Genomic DNA, 19,064 nt, shown 5'->3' with positions numbered 1-19,064 from the left:
CAATGTTTTTAGACTTAGAGTATAAAATTGTTGTATTTATTGGACACCGAGTATAAAATAGTTCGAGTATAGAAATAGGAAGTTTGAACGTATAAAGAAGGGAAATAAAATTTATGGATAAAACACAAGATATAAAGACATTTAAAAAACCTCCATATTTAATGATTGCTGTATTATTTGTCGGGGCGTTTGTAGCATTTTTAAATAACACATTATTAAACGTAGCCTTACCATCTATTATGGTAGCGTTTGATATTCAAGATTATTCAACTGTTCAATGGTTAGCAACAGGCTATATGCTTGTAAGTGGGGTATTGGTTCCTGCTTCGGCATATTTAATTACAAAGTTCAGAACAAGACCTTTGTTCATTTTATCGATGGCGATTTTCGTTATTGGTACAGCATTGGCCTCATTTGCCCCTAGCTTCGCACTTTTACTAGCGGGTCGTATGATTCAAGCTGCTGGTGCAGCAACGATGGCACCAATTTTAATGAACGTAATGCTGATTAGTTTTCCGGTTGAAAAGCGCGGGCAGGCAATGGGGATGTTCGGTTTAGTTATGGTACTGGCACCAGCAATCGGACCAACACTATCAGGGTGGATTGTGGAACATTACGACTGGAGCGTTCTGTTCAAAATGATTCTTCCAATTGCCGTTTTATCACTCTTACTGGCAGTTTGGAAACTGGAAGATGTCCTTCCAAATCGTGATGCTAAAATCGATATACTTTCTATTGTATTGTCTACAATCGGTTTTGGCGGATTGTTATACGGCTTCAGTACAGCAAGTTCAGCTGGCTGGTCAGCAATAGAAGTATGGGGTACGATTGCTGCAGGGGCAATTGGTTTAGCATGGTTTATCGTACGTCAATTCAACTTAGAACAACCATTACTAGATTTACGAATTTACACATACCCTTCGTATGCATTGGCTTCTGTCGTATCAATGGTACTATCTGTAGCTATGTTCTCAGGGATGATTTTAACACCGGCTTATGTACAAAATGTTCGTGGAATCGAACCATTTGAAGCAGGATTAATGATGTTGCCTGGTGCAATTATGATGGGGATTATGTCACCAATTACCGGGAAGTTATTCGATCGATTCGGACCGCGTATTCTAGCCGTTATAGGATTAACTATTACAACATTGGCGACAGTAGGTTTAGGTTATTTGGATGTCGATTCATCATATTTATATATCATTTCGGTATATACAATTCGTATGTTTGGTATTTCAATGGTAATGATGCCGATTATGACAAACGGTTTAAATGCATTACCTAACCGTTTGAATCCACATGGTACAGCAATGAACAATACAGCTCAGCAAGTTGCTGGAGCGATTGGTACAGCTGTCCTAGTAACTGTCTTCAACTCTCATACAAAAACACGTGCAGCAGAAATTGCGGCTGATCTTAAAGCAAATGCTTCATCTGCTGTCCAACCGACAGCAGAGCAAATCGCGCAAGTTCAGGCACAGGTAATGCAACAAGCAATGCTTGACGGCATTACATTCAGTTTCTTCGTAGCAGCAGCTGTTACAGTAGTTGCTTTAGTGTTAGCATTATTTATTAAGCGTGTTGACGTGACGAAACGTGAGGACTATACAGGTCCAGTGCCACAAAAGAAATAATAAATAATCGGATCAATCGGCGGGAGTTTTTTGCTCCTGCCGTTTTTTATTTGATATAATTGGTAAAATTATATTTTATAAAAGAGGAGCATAAAAGTGATTGGACAAATAGGGCAAGTAATGTTGTATGTAGAGGATCAGGAACGTTCAAAAAAGTTTTGGACTGAAAAATTAGGCTTTACTGTAGTTTCTGATATTAATAGTGGAATGCGTATTATTACAATAGTGCCAAATGAAAATGCACAAACAAGCATTGTTTTACATGATAAAAAGAAGATTGCGGAAATGTCTCCCGAGTTAAATTTAACGACACCTTCTTTAATGTTTTATGCTGAAAATTTAGATGAGTTATATAGAGACTATCAAACTAAAGGAATTACAGTTGGAGAGTTTATGGAAATGCCTTTTGGTAAAGTATTTAACTTTGCCGATGATGAGGAAAATTACTTTGCTGTTATGGAGAAATAACGAAAAGAGCTGTGCCTATTGGCCGCAGCTCTTTTTCATTACTGTTTTCTTTTTTGAAGAAGTTTACGTGCTTTTTCTGTATTGGCGAAATGCCACTTTGTTATTGAACGAAGTGTCTCTTCTCCAAATTTTAGCCAAATTTTTGCTGCCATTTCGTCCACTTTACCACTTGCTCCTTTTTGAAGGGAAAAACCTGTAACCTTTGAGAGACGATCCATTTCCTTTAAAAAAGCATACCTTGCCAATATCGATGCTGTTGCAACAGCTACATGCAGGTTTTCTGCTTTTGTCGAGAACAAGACTTTTTCCCGGACAATTTCTTTCTCATTTTTAATATGATTGTAATAAATTCCGCGTTCTGCGAATTGATCTATTAAAATATATTCAGGCGTCTCGGGGGCTATTTTAGTTAGGACATGCTTGATAGCCTGATTGTGAAGCATTGCCTTTATTTTACCTTGTGAATACCCGCGCGCCTGGATTTCGTTATATTTGTCATTCCGAAGTGTCAATATGCTATGGGCACATACTTTCATTAAATCCGGTGCAATTTTGCGCATATAGTCATCTGTTAATTGTTTGGAATCTTTGACACCCAATTCCTTTACAAGTGCGATTTTGTCGGCAGGAACATATACTGCTGCCACCGTAACAGGTCCGAAATAATCGCCTGTTCCCGTTTCGTCTGAACCAATTACCGATAATGCTGCAAAATTATCCGGTAGCGTATCCCCTTTAGTGGAAACTTTTTTCGGAGTTTGGGAACTTACTTGCCCCCAACGTGCTGCTTCCCGTTCCGCACCAGCGCCTTGAAACATGACTTTACCGGATTTATAGGCGGTAATTGCGGTATCGGCAAGTTTTACTGCAAATAAAACTCCAGGAGCCTTTCGTTCGATGATTGCGTCTTTATAGAAATGTTTAATTGTTTGCTGTTGTTCAGCACTGCATAGTAGAACGATATTTGTCATAAGTAATCCTTTCAAAAAACATTCATTTTTAAGTAGTATAACTTTTGACGAAAGAAAGGGGAAATAACAAATTCATATAATGTTTCGATGAACATTAACGTCATGGTGTTGCGATAGTGAAATGGGAAATGATATGATGTACAATATGAAAATAGCATCGTTTTATAAAATAACAGCAATCGGGTTTGCTTTTAACCATTTCATTAAGTAAGAATTGAAAAAGTATTTTCGTACTGTTTACATATTCTTTCTGGAGGGATTATTTTGGCTGAGCAAGAGAAGAATCGCATTTCCGTAGAAATATATGGCAATACATATAAAATGGTAGGAACAGAATCATCGGGTCATATGCGTCTTGTTGCTTCAATAGTAGATGACAAAATGCGGGAAATCGGTGCACATAATCCATCATTGGATACAGCGAAACTTGCTGTACTTACAGCAGTTAATTCAGTTCATGATTATTTACTATTAAAAAAACAATTTGAAAAATTAGAAGAACAATTGAAACAATTGAAGGGTTGACATACATGTTAGATATATTTATTTTAGCTGTCTTTATCATTAGCCTTATAATTGGAGCGAAACGAGGGCTCGTTGTCCAATTAATAAATATCGGTAGTTTTATAATTGCCCTTGTTGTGGCCATAATTTATTATAAGCCGCTTGCAGAAAAATTTGTACTGTGGATACCGTATCCAGGGTTTACAGAAGGTGCAACGATGACATTAGTACTCGACTCACTTGATGTCGATCGTACATTTTATCGCGTATTTGCATTTGCCATCATTTTCTTTGCTGTAAAAATAGCGTTACAAATTGTTGGCTCAATGTTTGATTTTTTAACGTATTTACCTGTGCTGAGTTCTTTAAACTATTTATTGGGCGCAGTGCTTGGATTTGTTGAAATGTACCTTATTTTATTTATTGGATTATATGTCGTTGCATTACTGCCAATTGAATCCATCCAATCTATTATTGACGGATCTATTCTAGCTGGAATGATGTTGGAGCATACGCCAATTATTACGAGCATGTTTCAAAACTGGTGGTATATTTATAAAAACTAACTTTTTTAGCTAGTGTCCTACATTCAGTATGAAGTTCTTGAAGAAAATCAGCTGCTATATACATTAACAGCTGACTTACCTACGTCTAGGTGCCAAATGCACCGGGATGTAATGGATTGAAAATCATGCGAAAGCTTCTCTCGATTTTCGGGAGGAGCTTTTTTAAAGGGGAGGCAATTATTAATGAACAAAAAAATTATTATTCGTACTTTAGAAAAAATTGCGTTATATATGGAACTACAAGCAGAAAATCCATTTAAAGTATCTGCATTCCGCAAAGCGGCAGCTGCCCTTGAGGCGGACGAGCGTAGTCTAAGTGAAATTGATGATATTACTGCAATCAAAGGGATAGGAAAAGGTACTGCGTCAGTTATTACAGAACTGATGGAAACGGGTGAATCCAGTGTATTAAAGGAACTTGAAAAAGCAGTACCTAAAGGACTAGTACCGCTTATGAAATTACCGGGTTTAGGAGGAAAAAAACTTGCGAAACTTTATCAGGAGCTTCACATTGTCGATGCTGATACATTAAAGATAGCGTGTGAAACAGGAAAAGTACGTGAGTTGGCTGGGTTTGCGGCAAAAACTGAAGAAAAGATTCTAAAGGAACTTGAGAATTTTGGGACCCGGGCAGAACGGTTACCAATTTGGCAACTTGAGCCTGTAGTATTGGAAATTAATGAGCTTTTGGCAAGCCTGCCTGAAGTCGAGCTATTTTCAGTGGCAGGAAGTTTCCGACGAGTTGCGGAAACAAGTAAAGATATAGATTTTATCGTGGCTACTAACGAATATGAAATTGTTCGTGAGGCTATTCTAAAACACCTGGCAATATTAGAGACAGTTGCTGCTGGTGATACAAAAGTATCTGTGATTTTAGACCGGGAAGACCCGGTAAGTGTAGATTTCCGGCTAGTAAAACGAGAAGAGTATGCAACAGCACTTCATCACTTTACAGGTTCGAAAGATCATAATGTCCGCATGCGTCAATTGGCTAAATCAATGGGAAAAAAAATTAGTGAGTACGGTGTAGAACAAGAGGATGGTACGATCGAAACTTTTGAAACAGAAGAAGCGTTTTTTGCCCATTTTAATTTACCATTTATCCCACCAACAGTACGGGAAAGCGGGAAGGAACTTGATCGCTTGGATGAACTTCAGGACTTAGTTGCATTAGATAATATTGTCGCGGATCTGCATATGCATACAACTTGGTCTGATGGTGCGCATTCTGTCAGTGAGATGGGGCATGCTTTAATTGAAAAGGGCTATTCATATGCTGTCATTACCGATCATTCACAATATTTAAAAGTAGCAAATGGTTTAACTCCAGAACGATTAGAATTACAGAAGCTTGATATTTATGCATTTAACGAAGCAAATCCTGACTTCCGACTATACCGTGGAACAGAAATGGATATTTTACCAGATGGCACTCTTGATTTTGGTGACGATGTATTAAAAGATTTAGATTTTGTTATTGCTTCCATTCACTCGAGTTTTACACAATCGCAGGATAAAATTATGGCGCGTTTAAAAACAGCTATTGAAAATCCATATGTCCATATGATTGCACATCCGACTGGGCGAATCGTAGGGCAGCGCGGAGGCTACGATCCGGATGTTCCCCTTTTAATTGAGTGGGCAGCAGAAAATGGGAAAATATTAGAATTAAATGCAAGTCCTTATCGTTTAGATTTAAGTATCGAGTTTTTACAGTTAGCGATGGAAAAGAATGTTCCAATCGCAATCAATACAGATGCACATGCAATTGACCAATTGCGCTACATGGATATTGGTGTTAAATATGCACAAAAAGCATGGTTAAAGAGAGAATTAATCGTTAATACATGGTCTAAAGAAAAATTCGAAGCATTTATTAAAAAAAATAAAGAAAAGTAATAGGAGGTGTTCTCATGATCGAACAACGAGCATTGAAAACACTAGAATTTCATAAAGTGCGTGAGCAAGTAGCGGTATTTTGTACAAACTCTATAGGGAAACAAGCGATTGATGAGCTCGTACCAGAAACGGACTATGATACAGTTGTAGAACTATTAGAGGAAATGGATGAAGGCTTAGCCATTTTACGAGTAAAAGGCAATGTACCGATGGGTGGAATTTTTGATGTACGTCCCCATGCACGTCGTTCTCAAATTGGCGGTATGCTAAGTCCGATGGAGTTGATGGAAATCGCAAGTACAATTCGTGCAAGTCGAATTTTACGTAATTTCATTGAAGATATTGAATCTGAGAATGCGATTAACATTCCTCATTTTATCGAACGGAAAGAACAAATGCCTGTATTGACGGCATTACAGCATGAAATTAATGATTGTATTGATGATAACGGGACAGTCCTTGATTCTGCAAGTGCTACACTACGTTCGATTAGACAGTCATTGCGATCAGAAGAGTCTAAAGTACGTCAAAAGCTGGAAAGTCTCACACGTGGGTCGAATGCAACGAAAATGCTGTCAGACGCGATTATTACGATTCGTAATGACCGATTCGTAATCCCAGTCAAACAAGAGTATCGCTCACATTATGGTGGTATTGTCCACGATCAGTCTGCTTCTGGTCAAACATTGTTTATTGAGCCTGATGCAGTGATTCAAGCGAACAACGAAGTGCAACGTCTAAAAGTAAAAGAAAAGGCAGAAATCGAGCGCATTTTATCTGAGCTTACATTAAAGGTACAGGAAGTCGGTCATGAGATATTTGTTCTCGTACAATTACTTGGAGAAATCGATGTGATTTTAGCAAAAGGGAAATATGGACAAGCGAATAAATGTACAATGCCAAAGATGAATAATGAAGGCTATACACGACTAATACGTTCCCGTCATCCGCTTTTACCTATTGAAGAAGCAGTTGCCAATACGATTGAATTTGGGCGTGATGTTACAGCAATTGTAATAACTGGACCAAATACAGGTGGTAAAACGGTTACTTTGAAAACAGTGGGACTTTGTACGATTATGGCACAATGCGGCTTGCCAGTCCCGGCTCTTGACGGTTCGGAGCTAGCTGTATTTGAGCAAATTTTTGCAGATATAGGTGATGAGCAATCGATTGAGCAGTCCTTGTCAACATTCTCTTCTCATATGGTAAATATAGTAGATATTTTAAGTAAGTTTAATGAGAAGTCTTTAATTTTATTTGATGAGCTTGGAGCAGGTACAGATCCTCAAGAAGGTGCAGCGCTGGCCATTGCTATTTTAGATGAAACAGTAAATCGTGGAGCACGTGTTATGGCAACGTCACACTACCCAGAGTTAAAAGCATACGGATATAACCGACCGTTAGTTGTCAATGCAAGTGTAGAATTCGACGTAGAAACACTTAGCCCAACTTACCGATTGTTAATCGGTGTACCAGGTCGTTCAAACGCATTTGAAATTTCTAAGCGTCTAGGCTTGAAAACAAATATCATTGACCATGCGAAATCATTCACAGGTACAGATCGTCATGAAGTGGAGTCAATGATTGCATCGCTTGAAGAGAGCCGTTTGCGCTCAGAGCGTGAAGCAGACGAAGCACATGTTTTACTCGAAGAAGCTCAACAGATTCGTGCAGAACTGGAAGAACGCCTTCGAATTTATGATGAGAAAAAAGAGAACTTAGAGAAAAAGGCAAAAGAAAAGGCGCGTAAAATTATTGATGAAGCGAAAAGAGAAGCTGAATCAGTAATTGAAGATTTAAGAAAAATGAAAGAAAATGCAGCATTAACTGTAAAAGAGCATGAGTTAATTGACGCAAAAAAACGATTAGACAATGCCGCGCCAGTCGAAAACAAAGTACTGCAAAAGGCAGTTGCGGCCCGAGAACGTAAGCAAAACCTTCAAGTAGGCGACGAAGTAAAAGTATTAAGCTACGGACAAAAAGGGACAATTCTTCAAAAGGCTGGCAATGAGTGGGTTGTTCAAATTGGTATTTTAAAAATGAAATTACCTGAATCTGATTTAGAATATATGAAACCTGAAAAAGAGCAGGTTACCCGCCCAATGATGAATGTGAAAAATCGCAATAGTGTCGTAAAGTTGGAACTTGATTTACGTGGAGAGCGATATGAAGAAGCGCTCATTCGCACAGAAAAGTATCTGGATGATGCTTTATTAGCCAATTATCCACGCGTCTCGATTATCCACGGAAAAGGAACTGGGGCATTACGACAAGGAATTCAAAGTTTCCTGAAAAATCATAAGCGTGTTAAATCGTTCCGTTACGGTGAAGCAGGCGAAGGTGGTTTTGGTGTAACAGTCGTGGAACTAAAATAATAGTTGCTCCTTTTTAATTATCCGCTAAAATTAGTAATAGGAAGAAAATTTAAAGGGGGTAAAATGGATTGCTAGGTTCAAATTTTTGGCACCATCCTCTCGTAGAAACGGCAGGTTATTTTAGTGTCGTAGTCCTTTGCTTATTCGTATCGATGATCTTATTTGAAGTTGTAACAAAGTATAAAAATTGGGATGAAATAAAAAAGGGGAATGTTGCAGTCGCGCTAGCTACCGGTGGGAAAATATTAGGTGTTTGCAATATTTTCAGATATTCGATTAACCAGCATACATCCTTTATTGAAATGCTAGGCTGGGGTTTGTTTGGTTTTATACTGCTGATTTTTGCTTATTTTTTATTTGAATTTTTAACACCGAAGTTTAATGTTGACGAAGAAATAGCGGCAGATAATCGCTCGGTAGGTTTTATTTCATTTACGATTTCACTTGGCTTATCATTTGTTATAGGAGCAAGTATATCTTAGGAGTTTAAATATGGAAACTTTATCAAAAATACTAATAGCCGTCTGTATAATATTTCTCGTAGTCGGTATTTACTACATGATGACCCTTTAGGCTTAGGAGCAAATGAACTAACATAACTGTTAGTTTGTTTGCTTTTTTTGTTGGATTTTTTACTGGAATATTATGTTATTCATAAAAATGATTAATCAATACTATAATTAATACAATCGTTGAAATAAAAATTTGAATATTAAAAATTTTACTGAAAAAGTATATTTCTATACTAAATGAGGGATCGATGGTTAATCTGCTACGATAATACTATAAAACCAAAAATAAATAATGAGAAAATAAACGTATAAACGAGAATAAAATGTAGAAATCTATGAAAATAGTTTGAAAGAATTTCCTTTTTTACTTATAATAATAAAAACAAGTAAAGCTTTAGCAAAGGGGAGAAGTTTTATGACAGAAAAAGTTTGGTTTTCGAGCTATCCGGAAGAAGTTCCGCATACACTGGAACTGCCTGAATTTCCAGTGCATCAATTTTTGACGCAGGCATATGAGTCTTTACCTAACAAAGTTGCTATTCACTTTATGGGGCGCGAGGTTACGTATAAAGAGTTATATGAATCAGCGATGAAGTTTGCGAATTATTTACGTTCTCTAGGGGTGGAGAAAGGTGATCGTGTAGCAATCATGTTACCGAATTGTCCGCAGGCTGTAATTGCTTATTATGGTACGATGTATGCAGGTGGAATCGTTGTTCAGACAAATCCTCTTTATACAGAACGAGAGTTGCAGTATCAAATGGCGGATTCTGGCGCGAAAGTTATTTTAGTAATGGATATTCTGTATCCACGTGTCATGAAGATAATGAATGAAACAAGTATTGAAAATGTTATTGTTTCAGGAATAAAAGATTACTTACCGTTCCCAAAAAATTTGATCTATCCGTTTATTCAAAAGAAGCAATATGGCTTTAGCGTAAAAGTTGAACATAGTGGCACAAATCACTTATTCACGGAAGTTATGAAAATGGCTAAGATGGATAAGATCGAGCTAGATTTTGATTTTGAAAATGACTTGGCATTATTGCAATATACAGGGGGCACAACAGGCTATCCAAAAGGCGTTATGCTTACACATAAAAACCTGATTGCCAATACGATGATGTGTGATGCATGGATGTACAAATGTAAAAAAGGTGAAGAATCGATTCTAGGTATCCTGCCTTTCTTCCATGTCTATGGTATGACGACAGTACTCATTTTATCAGTAATGCAGCAAGGCAAGATGGTATTATTGCCGAAGTTTGATGCTGAACAGGCTTTAAAAACAATTGATAAGCAAAAGCCAACGCTATTCCCGGGTGCACCAACGATGTATATTGGTTTATTGAATCATCCCGATTTAGCAAAGTATGATTTGTCGTCCATAAAAGCTTGTTTAAGTGGTTCGGCACCACTGCCATTAGAAGTGCAAGAGAAATTTGAAGCATTGACTGGTGGACGCTTAGTAGAAGGATATGGTTTAACTGAAACATCTCCGGTTACGCATGCCAATCCAATTTGGGAGAATCGTATAAATGGTTCTATCGGTTTACCGTGGCCAAATACTGATTCTGTCATTTTACGTTCTGGTGAAGCAGAAATTTTACCGGTAGGAGAAATTGGTGAGATTGCCGTTAAAGGACCTCAAGTAATGAAAGGCTATTGGAATCGCCCAGAAGAAACTGCGATGACATTTTCTGATGGTTGGTTCTTAACAGGTGATTTAGGCTATATGGATGATAAAGGTTATTTCTATGTTGTAGATCGTAAAAAAGATATGATTATTGCTGGTGGTTTCAATATTTATCCACGTGAAGTAGAAGAAGTCCTTTATGAGCATGAAGCTATTCAGGAATGTGTTGTAGCAGGTATTCCTGACCCGTATCGCGGGGAAACAGTTAAAGCTTATATTGTCTTAAAAGAAGGTAAGTCAGTTACAGATAAAGAGCTAAATGAATTTTGCCGTAAAAATTTAGCAGCCTATAAAGTACCTCGTTTTTACGAATTCCGTACTGAACTGCCTAAAACAGCTGTAGGCAAAATTTTACGCCGTACACTTATTGATGAAGAAAAACAGAAAATGACACAGCAAGAAGCAAAATAATTAATTGTAGAGCAAACTGTTGACAGAATGTAGAACAAATTATAATATGAAAACATGAATGAATGGTCATTCATGTTTTCATATTTTTTTGGTGGTGATCAGCTTGAAACGAAACAAACCCAAATACATGCAAATAGTAGATGCTGCAGTCATAGCAATCGCAGAAAACGGCTATCATCAAGCCCAAGTTTCAAAAATTGCAAAACAGGCTGGAGTAGCTGATGGTACAATCTATTTATACTTTAAGAATAAAGAAGATATTTTAATTTCTGTATTTCAGGAAAAAATGGGTATATTCGTAGACAATTTACAGGCTATAATAAAAAGTGGAGATACTGCTTCTGATAAGTTATGTAAGATGATTGAGAATCATTTACACGTTTTATCAAGCAATCGACATCTGGCAACTGTAACTCAACTTGAGTTAAGGCAATCGAATAAAGAAATTAGACTGAAAATTAATGCTATTCTAAAAGAATACTTGATTTTACTAGATCAAATTTTAATTGAAGGTATGCTTAACGGTGAATTTAATCAAGCAATGGATGTTCGTATTGCAAGACAAATGGTATTTGGGACAATCGATGAAATTACAACGACATGGGTAATGAATGAAAATCGTTACAACTTATTGGAACAAGCTCCAAAAATACAGCAATTATTGTTAAATGCATTAAAAGCATAAAGGGGATGTAGAGAAATGGAGTTTCTAAGTTGGAAAGTAGAAGAAGGGGTAGCTATTGCTACTATTTCAAGACCACCAGCCAATGCACTTTCACAAGGCTTAATCCAAGATGTTAATGCACTATTAGATGCTGTTGAAAATGATGAAACTGTACGCGTAATTGTCATCCATGGTGAGGGACGATTCTTCTCTGCCGGCGCTGATATTAAAGAATTTACAAATGTACAGACAGGTGAAGAGTTTACGGGATTGGCAAAAAAAGGTCAGGACGTCTTTGAACGTGTTGAAACTTTCAGTAAACCTGTAATTGCCGCCATTCACGGTGCAGCATTAGGTGGAGGTTTAGAACTTGCGATGGGATGCCATATGCGTTTCGTAACTGAATCTGCAAAACTTGGACTTCCTGAATTATCGCTTGGCCTAATTCCTGGCTTTGCAGGAACACAGCGTTTACCTCGCTATGTAGGGGTTGCGAAAGCTGCTGAAATGATGTTCACGAGCGATCCGATTTCTGGAAAGGAAGCTGTAGAATGGGGATTAGCAAATCGTGCTTTCTCTGATGAAGAGCTTCTGACAGAAACTTTAAAAATTGCAAAGAAAATTGCAAAGAAATCACCAATTGCATTAAAGGCAGCTATTCAAATGCTTAATTATTCAAAACCATCGTCCTACTATGATGGTGTAAATGCAGAAGCGAACAGCTTTGGGGATGTATTCGTTTCAGAAGATGCAAAAGAAGGTATCCATGCATTTATTGAAAAACGTGAACCAGTATTTACAGGAAAGTAAACAAATGTATCCGCCCCGTTTTTACGGGATTAAATTAAAAGCTTTTAGGAGGTCTAGATTATGAATATTTTCGTATTAGTAAAACGTACTTTTGACACAGAAGAAAAAATCGTCGTATCAGGCGGTAAAATTCAAGAAGATGGTGCTGAGTTCATCATCAACCCATATGATGAGTATGCAATTGAAGAAGCAATTCAAAAGCGTGACGCATTAGGCGGTAAAGTAACAGTTGTGACAATCGGTGGCGAAGATGCAGAAAAGCAATTACGTACAGCTTTAGCAATGGGTGCTGACGAAGCGGTATTAATTAATACAGAAGATGATTTAGATGAGCTTGACCAGTATTCTTCAGCTTATATTCTATCGGAATATTTAAAAGATAAAGAAGCAGATTTAATTTTAGCTGGTAACGTTGCAATTGATGGTGGTTCAGGGCAAGTAGGTCCTCGTCTTGCAGATTTACTTGGAATTAATTACGTAACAACTGTTACAAACTTAGAAATTGATGGGACAAATGTTAAAATTGTCCGAGATATTGAAGGTGACTCTGAAGTATTAGAAACATCTTTACCATTATTAGTAACAGCTCAACAAGGGTTAAATGAGCCACGTTACCCATCTTTACCAGGCATTATGAAAGCGAAGAAAAAGCCGCTTGAAGAGTTGGAGTTAGATGATTTAGATATCGATGAAGACGATGTTGAAGTAAAAGTAGAAACAGTTGAAATTTACTTGCCGCCACAAAAAGCAGCTGGTCGTGTATTAGAAGGGGATCTTTCAGCGCAGGTAAAAGAATTAGTAAACTTACTTCATAGTGAAGCAAAAGTAATCTAATAGAATATCAACTTGAGAAACGAAAATTTTTACGAAGATGGTAATGGAGGGATATTTTATGACAAAGAAAGTTTTAGTGTTAGGTGAGGTTCGAGAAGGGAGCTTACGTAACGTTACATTTGAAGCAATCGCAGCAGGTTCACAAATCGCTGACGGTGGAGAAGTAGTAGGATTATTAGTAGGGGATTCAGTAACGGATTTAGCTCAAGAGCTAGTTGCCTATGGTGCAAGCCGCGTAATTACAGTTGAGCATCCACACTTAAAAAATTATACATCAGACGGCTACAGCCAAGCTATTTTAGCGGTTGTTGAACAAGAAAGCCCAGAAGCAATTGTCTTCGGTCATACATCTTTAGGTAAAGACTTATCACCAAAAATTGCCTCTCGCTTACAATCCGGTTTAATTTCGGATGTAACAGATATTGAAGGGTCTGGCGATGATACAGTATTCATCCGTCCAATCTATTCTGGTAAAGCATTTGAGAAAGTAAAAATTAAAGACGGCGTAATCTTTGCGACAATCCGTCCGAACAACATCGCACCTTTAGAGAAAGATGGTTCTCGTTCTGGTGAAATATCTTCGGTATCCGTTGATATTACAAATTTACGTACAATCATTAAGGAAGTTGTGCGTAAATCAACTGAAGGTGTTGACCTTTCAGAAGCAAAAGTAGTAGTAGCTGGTGGCCGTGGGGTAAAATCTGAAGAAGGATTCGAGCCATTAAAAGAGCTTGCTAATTTACTAGGAGGTGCAGTAGGTGCCTCTCGTGGTGCATGTGACGCGGAATATTGTGATTACTCATTACAAATCGGTCAAACTGGTAAAGTTGTAACACCGGACCTTTATATTGCAGCTGGTATTTCCGGTGCTATCCAACATATGGCTGGTATGTCGAATTCAAAAGTAATCGTTGCCATTAACAAAGATCCGGAAGCAAACATTTTCAAAGTAGCGGACTATGGTATTGTAGGCGATTTATTTGAAGTAGTACCAATGTTAATCGAAGAGTTTAAAGCGCTTAAAGTAAACGCATAATGTATAAGCTTCCCTCTTTTTGAGGGGAGCTTTTTATGTGAAAAATCCGAAAAACTACGTAGAAATGTCATACATTTATATTCCCAAGCATTTTACTACTTTTTAAATGGCAAAACATGCTATACTACAACCAGATGTTATTTAAGGAGGCTATTTTATTATGGCAATTGTACACGGTACAGATCAAACTTTCCCACAGGAAATTTCAAACGGCACAGTTTTAGTAGACTTTTGGGCAGCATGGTGCGGACCATGTAAAATGATTGCTCCAGTTCTTGAAGAATTAGATGCAGAAATCGGTAACGAAGTAAAAATCGTAAAAGTTGACGTAGATAACAACCAAGGCACTGCTGCTGATTATCAAATCATGTCAATCCCATCATTATTATTATTTGTTGATGGTGAATTAAAAGCAAAAACTGCTGGCTTCATGCCAAAAGAAGCTTTAATCGACTTTATTAACGACAACAAATAATTAAATTGCAAAGCCGTATGCCTAATAAGGTGTACGGCTTTTTTCTTATGGGACTATCAGTTAAAATAAAGTGAATGACATATCCAATAGGTGAGAATATGAATGCAAATATTAAAGCAAAGCTAGAAATATTACCGAATGAATCCGGCTGCTATATTATGAAAGACCGTCAAGGGACGATTATATATGTCGGCAAGGCAAAAGTGTTAAAAAACCGAGTGCGTTCGTATTTTACGGGAAGTCATGATGGTAAAACAGCCAGATTAGTCAGTGAAATAGAGGACTTTGAATATATTGTAACTTCAAGTGATCTCGAAGCGCTTATACTCGAACTGAATTTGATCAAATTACATGATCCGAAATATAATGTAAAGCTAACAGATGATAAAACATACCCTTATATAAAAATAACGAATGAACGTTACCCTCGAATAATAACGACAAGGAAAGTAAAAAAGGATAAGGCAAAATATTTTGGACCTTATCCAAACGCGTATGCAGCCAATGAAACGCGGAAATTGCTTGATCGTTTATATCCACTTCGTAAATGTACACATCTGCCAAATCAAGTATGCCTGTATTATCATTTAGGGCAATGCTTAGCACCTTGTGTAAAAGAAATTGAAAAACAAGTATATGATGAAATGATTGGTGAAATTTCAAAGTTTTTAAACGGTGGTGTCGAAGAAATTCAGAAAGATCTTCAGCGAAAAATGCTCGATGCAGCCGAAAAGCTGGAATTTGAACGGGCGAAGGAATTCCGGGATTTAATTGCACATATCGAGCAGGTTATGCAAAAGCAAAAAATCGTATCGGATGATTTAAGCAATCGGGATGTATTTGGCTATGCAGTCGAAAAAGGGTGGATGTGTGTACAAGTATTTTTTGTGCGGCAAGGAAAATTAATTGAACGAGATGTATCGATTTTCCCTATATATAACGAGGCAGAAGAAGAATTTTTAACATTTGTCGGACGGTTTTACGAGCAACCACATCATTTACTGCCGAAAGAGATTTTTGTACCAAAGACGATTGATGGTACGATTTTGCAAAAGCTTTTAAACGTAAAGGTGCAGACACCAAAGCGCGGTACAAAAAAAGAGCTGGTCGATTTAGCTATGAAAAATGCCAATATTGCAATACACGGAAAATTCCAGTTAATTGAGCGTCAGGAAGAACGTACAGTAGGAGCTTGTGAAGCACTTGCCGAAGCTATGCAAATTCCATTACCACTTCGTATCGAAGCATTTGATAATAGTCATATGCATGGTGCTGATCCTGTTTCTGCAATGGTTGTGTTTGTAGACGGGAAGCCTGCAAAAAAGGAATACCGGAAATATAAAACACGAGAAGCCGCAAAACATGATGACTATGGGGCGATGCAAGAAGTCATTCGGCGCCGTTATACACGGGTATTACGAGAAAGCTTGCCATTACCGGACTTAATCCTAATCGATGGAGGAAAAGGACAAATGGAGGTTGCAAGAGAAGTAATAGAAGATGAGCTAGGATTAATGATCCCAATAGCAGGTCTTGCAAAAGACGATAAGCATAACACATCCCAACTGTTATTTGGCGCTCCACCAGAAGTTGTACCTTTAAAACGGACAAGTGATGGTTTTTACTTATTGCAACGTATACAAGATGAGGTACACCGATTTGCCATTACATTTCTGCGTCAGCAACATCAGACGAATGCAATTACATCCGTACTTGATGGCATTCCGGGTATAGGACCGAAACGTAAACAGCAACTTATGAAGCATTTTGGATCGGTAAAAAAAATTCGGGAAGCAACAGAGTTACAATTGCAAGAAGCTGGTGTTCCCGCCAAATTGGCAGAAGTAATTTATCGTCACTTTCACGAAGCATCATTGAATAAAGAATAATGTTGTGTTACTATAAAAGATAATTCAATAGTTAATAAACGATAGAGGTGCAGTATTTAAGAGTAAATTGCTCGAGGAAGAACAATTCCAGCGACAGCAATTGAAAGGGAATTCTGCCGAAGTGAAATACGTATTGTTCACGTATTTTGCTGGTTTTGCATTTAAGAAATGTAAGATTGTCAGAACTTTATGTTCTGGAGAGCTATCCTGAAAAACATATAAACCTTTATTTGTATTGACGGCGACTTTCCATGAACATATGGAAGGTCGCTTTTTTGATGGAAAAAAATAAGGGGTGGAAGACATTGCAGACAGTTGTAGTAAAGTTTGGTGGACCAATGTTGGCAACAACAGAAAAAATAGTACAGGTAGCAAAAAAGGTGATAAAAGAGCAAGGTCGTGGCATAAACTTAGTCGTTGTCGTTTCTTCGATGACGTCCATTCGTCAAAATTTACGGCAATTTGCCGCGGAAATTACTCATGAACCGTCGAAGCGTGAAATGGATGCATTAATCTCTACGGGAGCGCAGATAACAAGCGCCCTTCTTGCTTTAGCAATTCAGGAGCATGGGGGAAAAGCAGTGTCACTTGCCGGTTGGCAGGCAGGTATTCAAACAAATGAAAAATATGGAAATGCCCGAATTGATTCTATAGATAATAAGCGTTTTGAAAAACATTTTGATCTAGGAGAGATCGTTGTTGTCTCAGGATTCCAAGGAATAACAGACACACACAACATTTCGACTTTAGGGAAAGGCGGTTCTGAAACTTCCGCCGTTGCATTAGCCATTGCTTTAAATGCGGAACGTGTTGATATTTATTCAACGGTAGAAGGCATTTATACTGCAGATCCGCAGCTTGTGGAAGATGCTACGAAATTATCTGTAATTTCATATGATGAAATGTTGGAGTTTTCCAATTTAGGTACTAAAATTTTGCATCCTCGAGCAGTTGAGCTTGCAAAAAATTACAATATGCCAATCGTTGTACGCTCAGCTACCGAGGACGTAGAAGGTACATTAATAAAAGGGGATGTAGACATGGAAAAAAATTTACTTGTGCGCGGGGTGGCATATGAATCTGATATTATTCGTTTAACGATCGGATATGATTCATATGAAACAGCGTCATTAGCCGAAGTATTTAGTGTTTTAGCGGAAAATGATATTAATGTTGATATTATTGTGCAGGCAGTTATTGACGGGATTAAGCCTACAATTTCTTTTTCAATTTCAAAAGAAGAATTTGCTGATGCTTTACGTGTATTAGAGTCGAGTAAATTGTCACTTGGATTTAGTTTTGCAGATTTTGAAATCGGGTTGGCTAAAGTATCGATTATTGGATCAGCAATGGCTTCAAACCCTGGAGTCGCAGCACGTATGTTTGCGCGTCTGGGACGTGAACATATTCCGGTTAAAATGGTTAGCACATCTGAAATAAAAGTGTCTGTCGTCGTGCCACAAGAAGAAATGGTGCGCGCTGCCAATGCTTTGCATGAGGAATTTAATATAGCAATGAAGGAAGTTCCCGCTTCTTAAAGTGGGGAGCCATTACTAGTGCTAATCAAGAGTGATATAACTATTTTTCTATGTTAAAAAAACTAAAAACTGCTAGCTTTTAAAAAGCAGCAGTTTTTATTTGCGCTCAAATCTTCTCTTTTAAATCCCACTTTAAAATGAATTTGACGTAATTCTTCTTTTCAATTTTTTCTTCATAGCATTCTGTTAAATAGCCAAGTTGTTTTTGCTTTTGCTCAGCCAAAAAGCCTGCTTCTAAACGAAAACAGCGCTGCTCAATATTAATCGACATTTCCTCGGTCGTCATAAGTATGTAATGAAGTTCATCCTTTATTTCTTTCTCCAAAATTAACTGACCCCAGCCGGCCTCCCCGAAAAATGAAGGAAGCTCATCCATGGAAAATAGCGGAAATTTACGTGCTAGTTCTTTCCCTGCCCAATATAAAACATCTTCCTCATGCTTACCTAAAATCGATGGTAGAAGATGATCGCGAAGGATTTCATATCCAAAACTTGGAATCGTTTTCATTTTGTACCCCTCCATATTAAAAACCTCTTTCATAAATTTTCTTATAATTTTCATTCTTTCAGGAAGAAAATAGTTATAAGTAGAAAAAACTGGACTTAAAATAGCAAAAATCCGTCTTTAAAATGATTATAAAATATCCCTCGTTACCTTGACGCTAGTATCTGTTGAGAGTACAATGGACATGTCATAATATTGTACCATGATGAAATGCGCAGTCAATAACACAACGTTTACAAATTTGAGGCGTTGCACTTGTGTATTTCAAGTA

Annotated in this window: 17 protein-coding genes and 1 riboswitch; of the genes, 15 read left to right on the top strand and 2 right to left on the bottom strand. The window is 37.6% G+C overall.

All coding sequences use genetic code 11. From position 1 onward, the window contains the following. Positions 1 to 113: 113 nt before the first annotated feature. Together MHH95_RS17565 and MHH95_RS17560 are read left to right on the top strand one after the other, a co-directional pair. Positions 114 to 1,637 (top strand): DHA2 family efflux MFS transporter permease subunit, encoded by a 1,524-nt coding sequence (locus MHH95_RS17565; RefSeq protein ID WP_191700513.1) that lies wholly within the window; start codon positions 114 to 116, stop codon positions 1,635 to 1,637. A 96-nt stretch (positions 1,638 to 1,733) separates the two neighbouring features. Next, positions 1,734 to 2,105 carry a VOC family protein gene (locus MHH95_RS17560; RefSeq protein WP_340728622.1) on the top strand — a complete coding sequence of 124 codons (372 nt, stop codon included), beginning with the start codon at positions 1,734 to 1,736 and terminating at the stop codon, positions 2,103 to 2,105. A 38-nt stretch (positions 2,106 to 2,143) separates the two neighbouring features. Here the strand turns inward: MHH95_RS17560 and rnhC are convergent, their stop codons facing one another. Next, a complete protein-coding gene (gene rnhC, locus MHH95_RS17555; RefSeq protein WP_340728621.1) occupies positions 2,144 to 3,076 on the bottom strand; it encodes a ribonuclease HIII in 933 nt (310 codons plus the stop codon). Between the two features lie 264 nt (positions 3,077 to 3,340). Here rnhC and zapA point away from each other — a divergent pair, with 264 nt between their 5' ends. From zapA to MHH95_RS17490, 13 genes are all read left to right on the top strand, one after another. After that, positions 3,341 to 3,601, top strand: coding sequence for a cell division protein ZapA (gene zapA / locus MHH95_RS17550; RefSeq protein ID WP_191700510.1), 261 nt, complete (start codon positions 3,341 to 3,343; stop codon positions 3,599 to 3,601). Positions 3,602 to 3,606: 5 nt separating this feature from the next. Continuing rightward, positions 3,607 to 4,146 (top strand): CvpA family protein, encoded by a 540-nt coding sequence (locus MHH95_RS17545; RefSeq protein ID WP_191700509.1) that lies wholly within the window; start codon positions 3,607 to 3,609, stop codon positions 4,144 to 4,146. Positions 4,147 to 4,329: 183 nt separating this feature from the next. Continuing rightward, a complete protein-coding gene (gene polX, locus MHH95_RS17540) occupies positions 4,330 to 6,045 on the top strand; it encodes a DNA polymerase/3'-5' exonuclease PolX (RefSeq protein WP_340728620.1) in 1,716 nt (571 codons plus the stop codon). 14 nt (positions 6,046 to 6,059) lie between these two features. Then, positions 6,060 to 8,423 (top strand): endonuclease MutS2, encoded by a 2,364-nt coding sequence (locus MHH95_RS17535; protein WP_340728619.1) that lies wholly within the window; start codon positions 6,060 to 6,062, stop codon positions 8,421 to 8,423. Between the two features lie 68 nt (positions 8,424 to 8,491). Further along, positions 8,492 to 8,905 carry a DUF350 domain-containing protein gene (locus tag MHH95_RS17530; protein WP_191700506.1) on the top strand — a complete coding sequence of 138 codons (414 nt, stop codon included), beginning with the start codon at positions 8,492 to 8,494 and terminating at the stop codon, positions 8,903 to 8,905. Positions 8,906 to 9,350: 445 nt separating this feature from the next. Beyond that, positions 9,351 to 11,042 (top strand): long-chain-fatty-acid--CoA ligase, encoded by a 1,692-nt coding sequence (locus MHH95_RS17525; RefSeq protein ID WP_340728618.1) that lies wholly within the window; start codon positions 9,351 to 9,353, stop codon positions 11,040 to 11,042. Between the two features lie 103 nt (positions 11,043 to 11,145). Further along, complete coding sequence (locus MHH95_RS17520) at positions 11,146 to 11,727, top strand: TetR/AcrR family transcriptional regulator (RefSeq protein WP_340728617.1); 582 nt, start codon at positions 11,146 to 11,148, stop codon at positions 11,725 to 11,727. 15 nt (positions 11,728 to 11,742) lie between these two features. Further along, positions 11,743 to 12,516: an enoyl-CoA hydratase gene (locus MHH95_RS17515; RefSeq protein WP_191700503.1), complete on the top strand. Its 774-nt coding sequence runs from the start codon at positions 11,743 to 11,745 to the stop codon at positions 12,514 to 12,516. A gap of 60 nt (positions 12,517 to 12,576) precedes the next feature. Then, complete coding sequence (locus MHH95_RS17510) at positions 12,577 to 13,350, top strand: electron transfer flavoprotein subunit beta/FixA family protein (RefSeq protein WP_340728616.1); 774 nt, start codon at positions 12,577 to 12,579, stop codon at positions 13,348 to 13,350. 58 nt (positions 13,351 to 13,408) lie between these two features. After that, positions 13,409 to 14,386: an electron transfer flavoprotein subunit alpha/FixB family protein gene (locus MHH95_RS17505; RefSeq protein ID WP_340728615.1), complete on the top strand. Its 978-nt coding sequence runs from the start codon at positions 13,409 to 13,411 to the stop codon at positions 14,384 to 14,386. Positions 14,387 to 14,546: 160 nt separating this feature from the next. Beyond that, entirely contained in the window at positions 14,547 to 14,861 is a 315-nt protein-coding gene (gene trxA / locus MHH95_RS17500) for a thioredoxin (protein WP_191700500.1), read from the top strand. A 98-nt stretch (positions 14,862 to 14,959) separates the two neighbouring features. Beyond that, positions 14,960 to 16,750, top strand: coding sequence for an excinuclease ABC subunit UvrC (uvrC, locus tag MHH95_RS17495; protein WP_340728791.1), 1,791 nt, complete (start codon positions 14,960 to 14,962; stop codon positions 16,748 to 16,750). A 34-nt stretch (positions 16,751 to 16,784) separates the two neighbouring features. Next, positions 16,785 to 16,963: riboswitch (Lysine riboswitch) on the top strand. Between the two features lie 92 nt (positions 16,964 to 17,055). After that, positions 17,056 to 18,288 carry an aspartate kinase gene (locus tag MHH95_RS17490; protein ID WP_340728790.1) on the top strand — a complete coding sequence of 411 codons (1,233 nt, stop codon included), beginning with the start codon at positions 17,056 to 17,058 and terminating at the stop codon, positions 18,286 to 18,288. Positions 18,289 to 18,394: 106 nt separating this feature from the next. On the opposite strand, the gene MHH95_RS17485 is transcribed toward MHH95_RS17490, so the two are convergent. Further along, entirely contained in the window at positions 18,395 to 18,811 is a 417-nt protein-coding gene (locus tag MHH95_RS17485) for a YslB family protein (RefSeq protein WP_191700668.1), read from the bottom strand. Between the last annotated feature and the right edge of the window lie 253 nt (positions 18,812 to 19,064).

Origin of the sequence: Solibacillus sp. FSL K6-4121, from assembly GCF_038002585.1 — a bacterium.
GTDB lineage: Bacteria > Bacillota > Bacilli > Bacillales_A > Planococcaceae > Solibacillus > Solibacillus faecavium.
The sequence above is the reverse complement of the archived record's forward strand: the minus strand, read 5'-3'. Positions and strand labels throughout refer to the sequence as shown.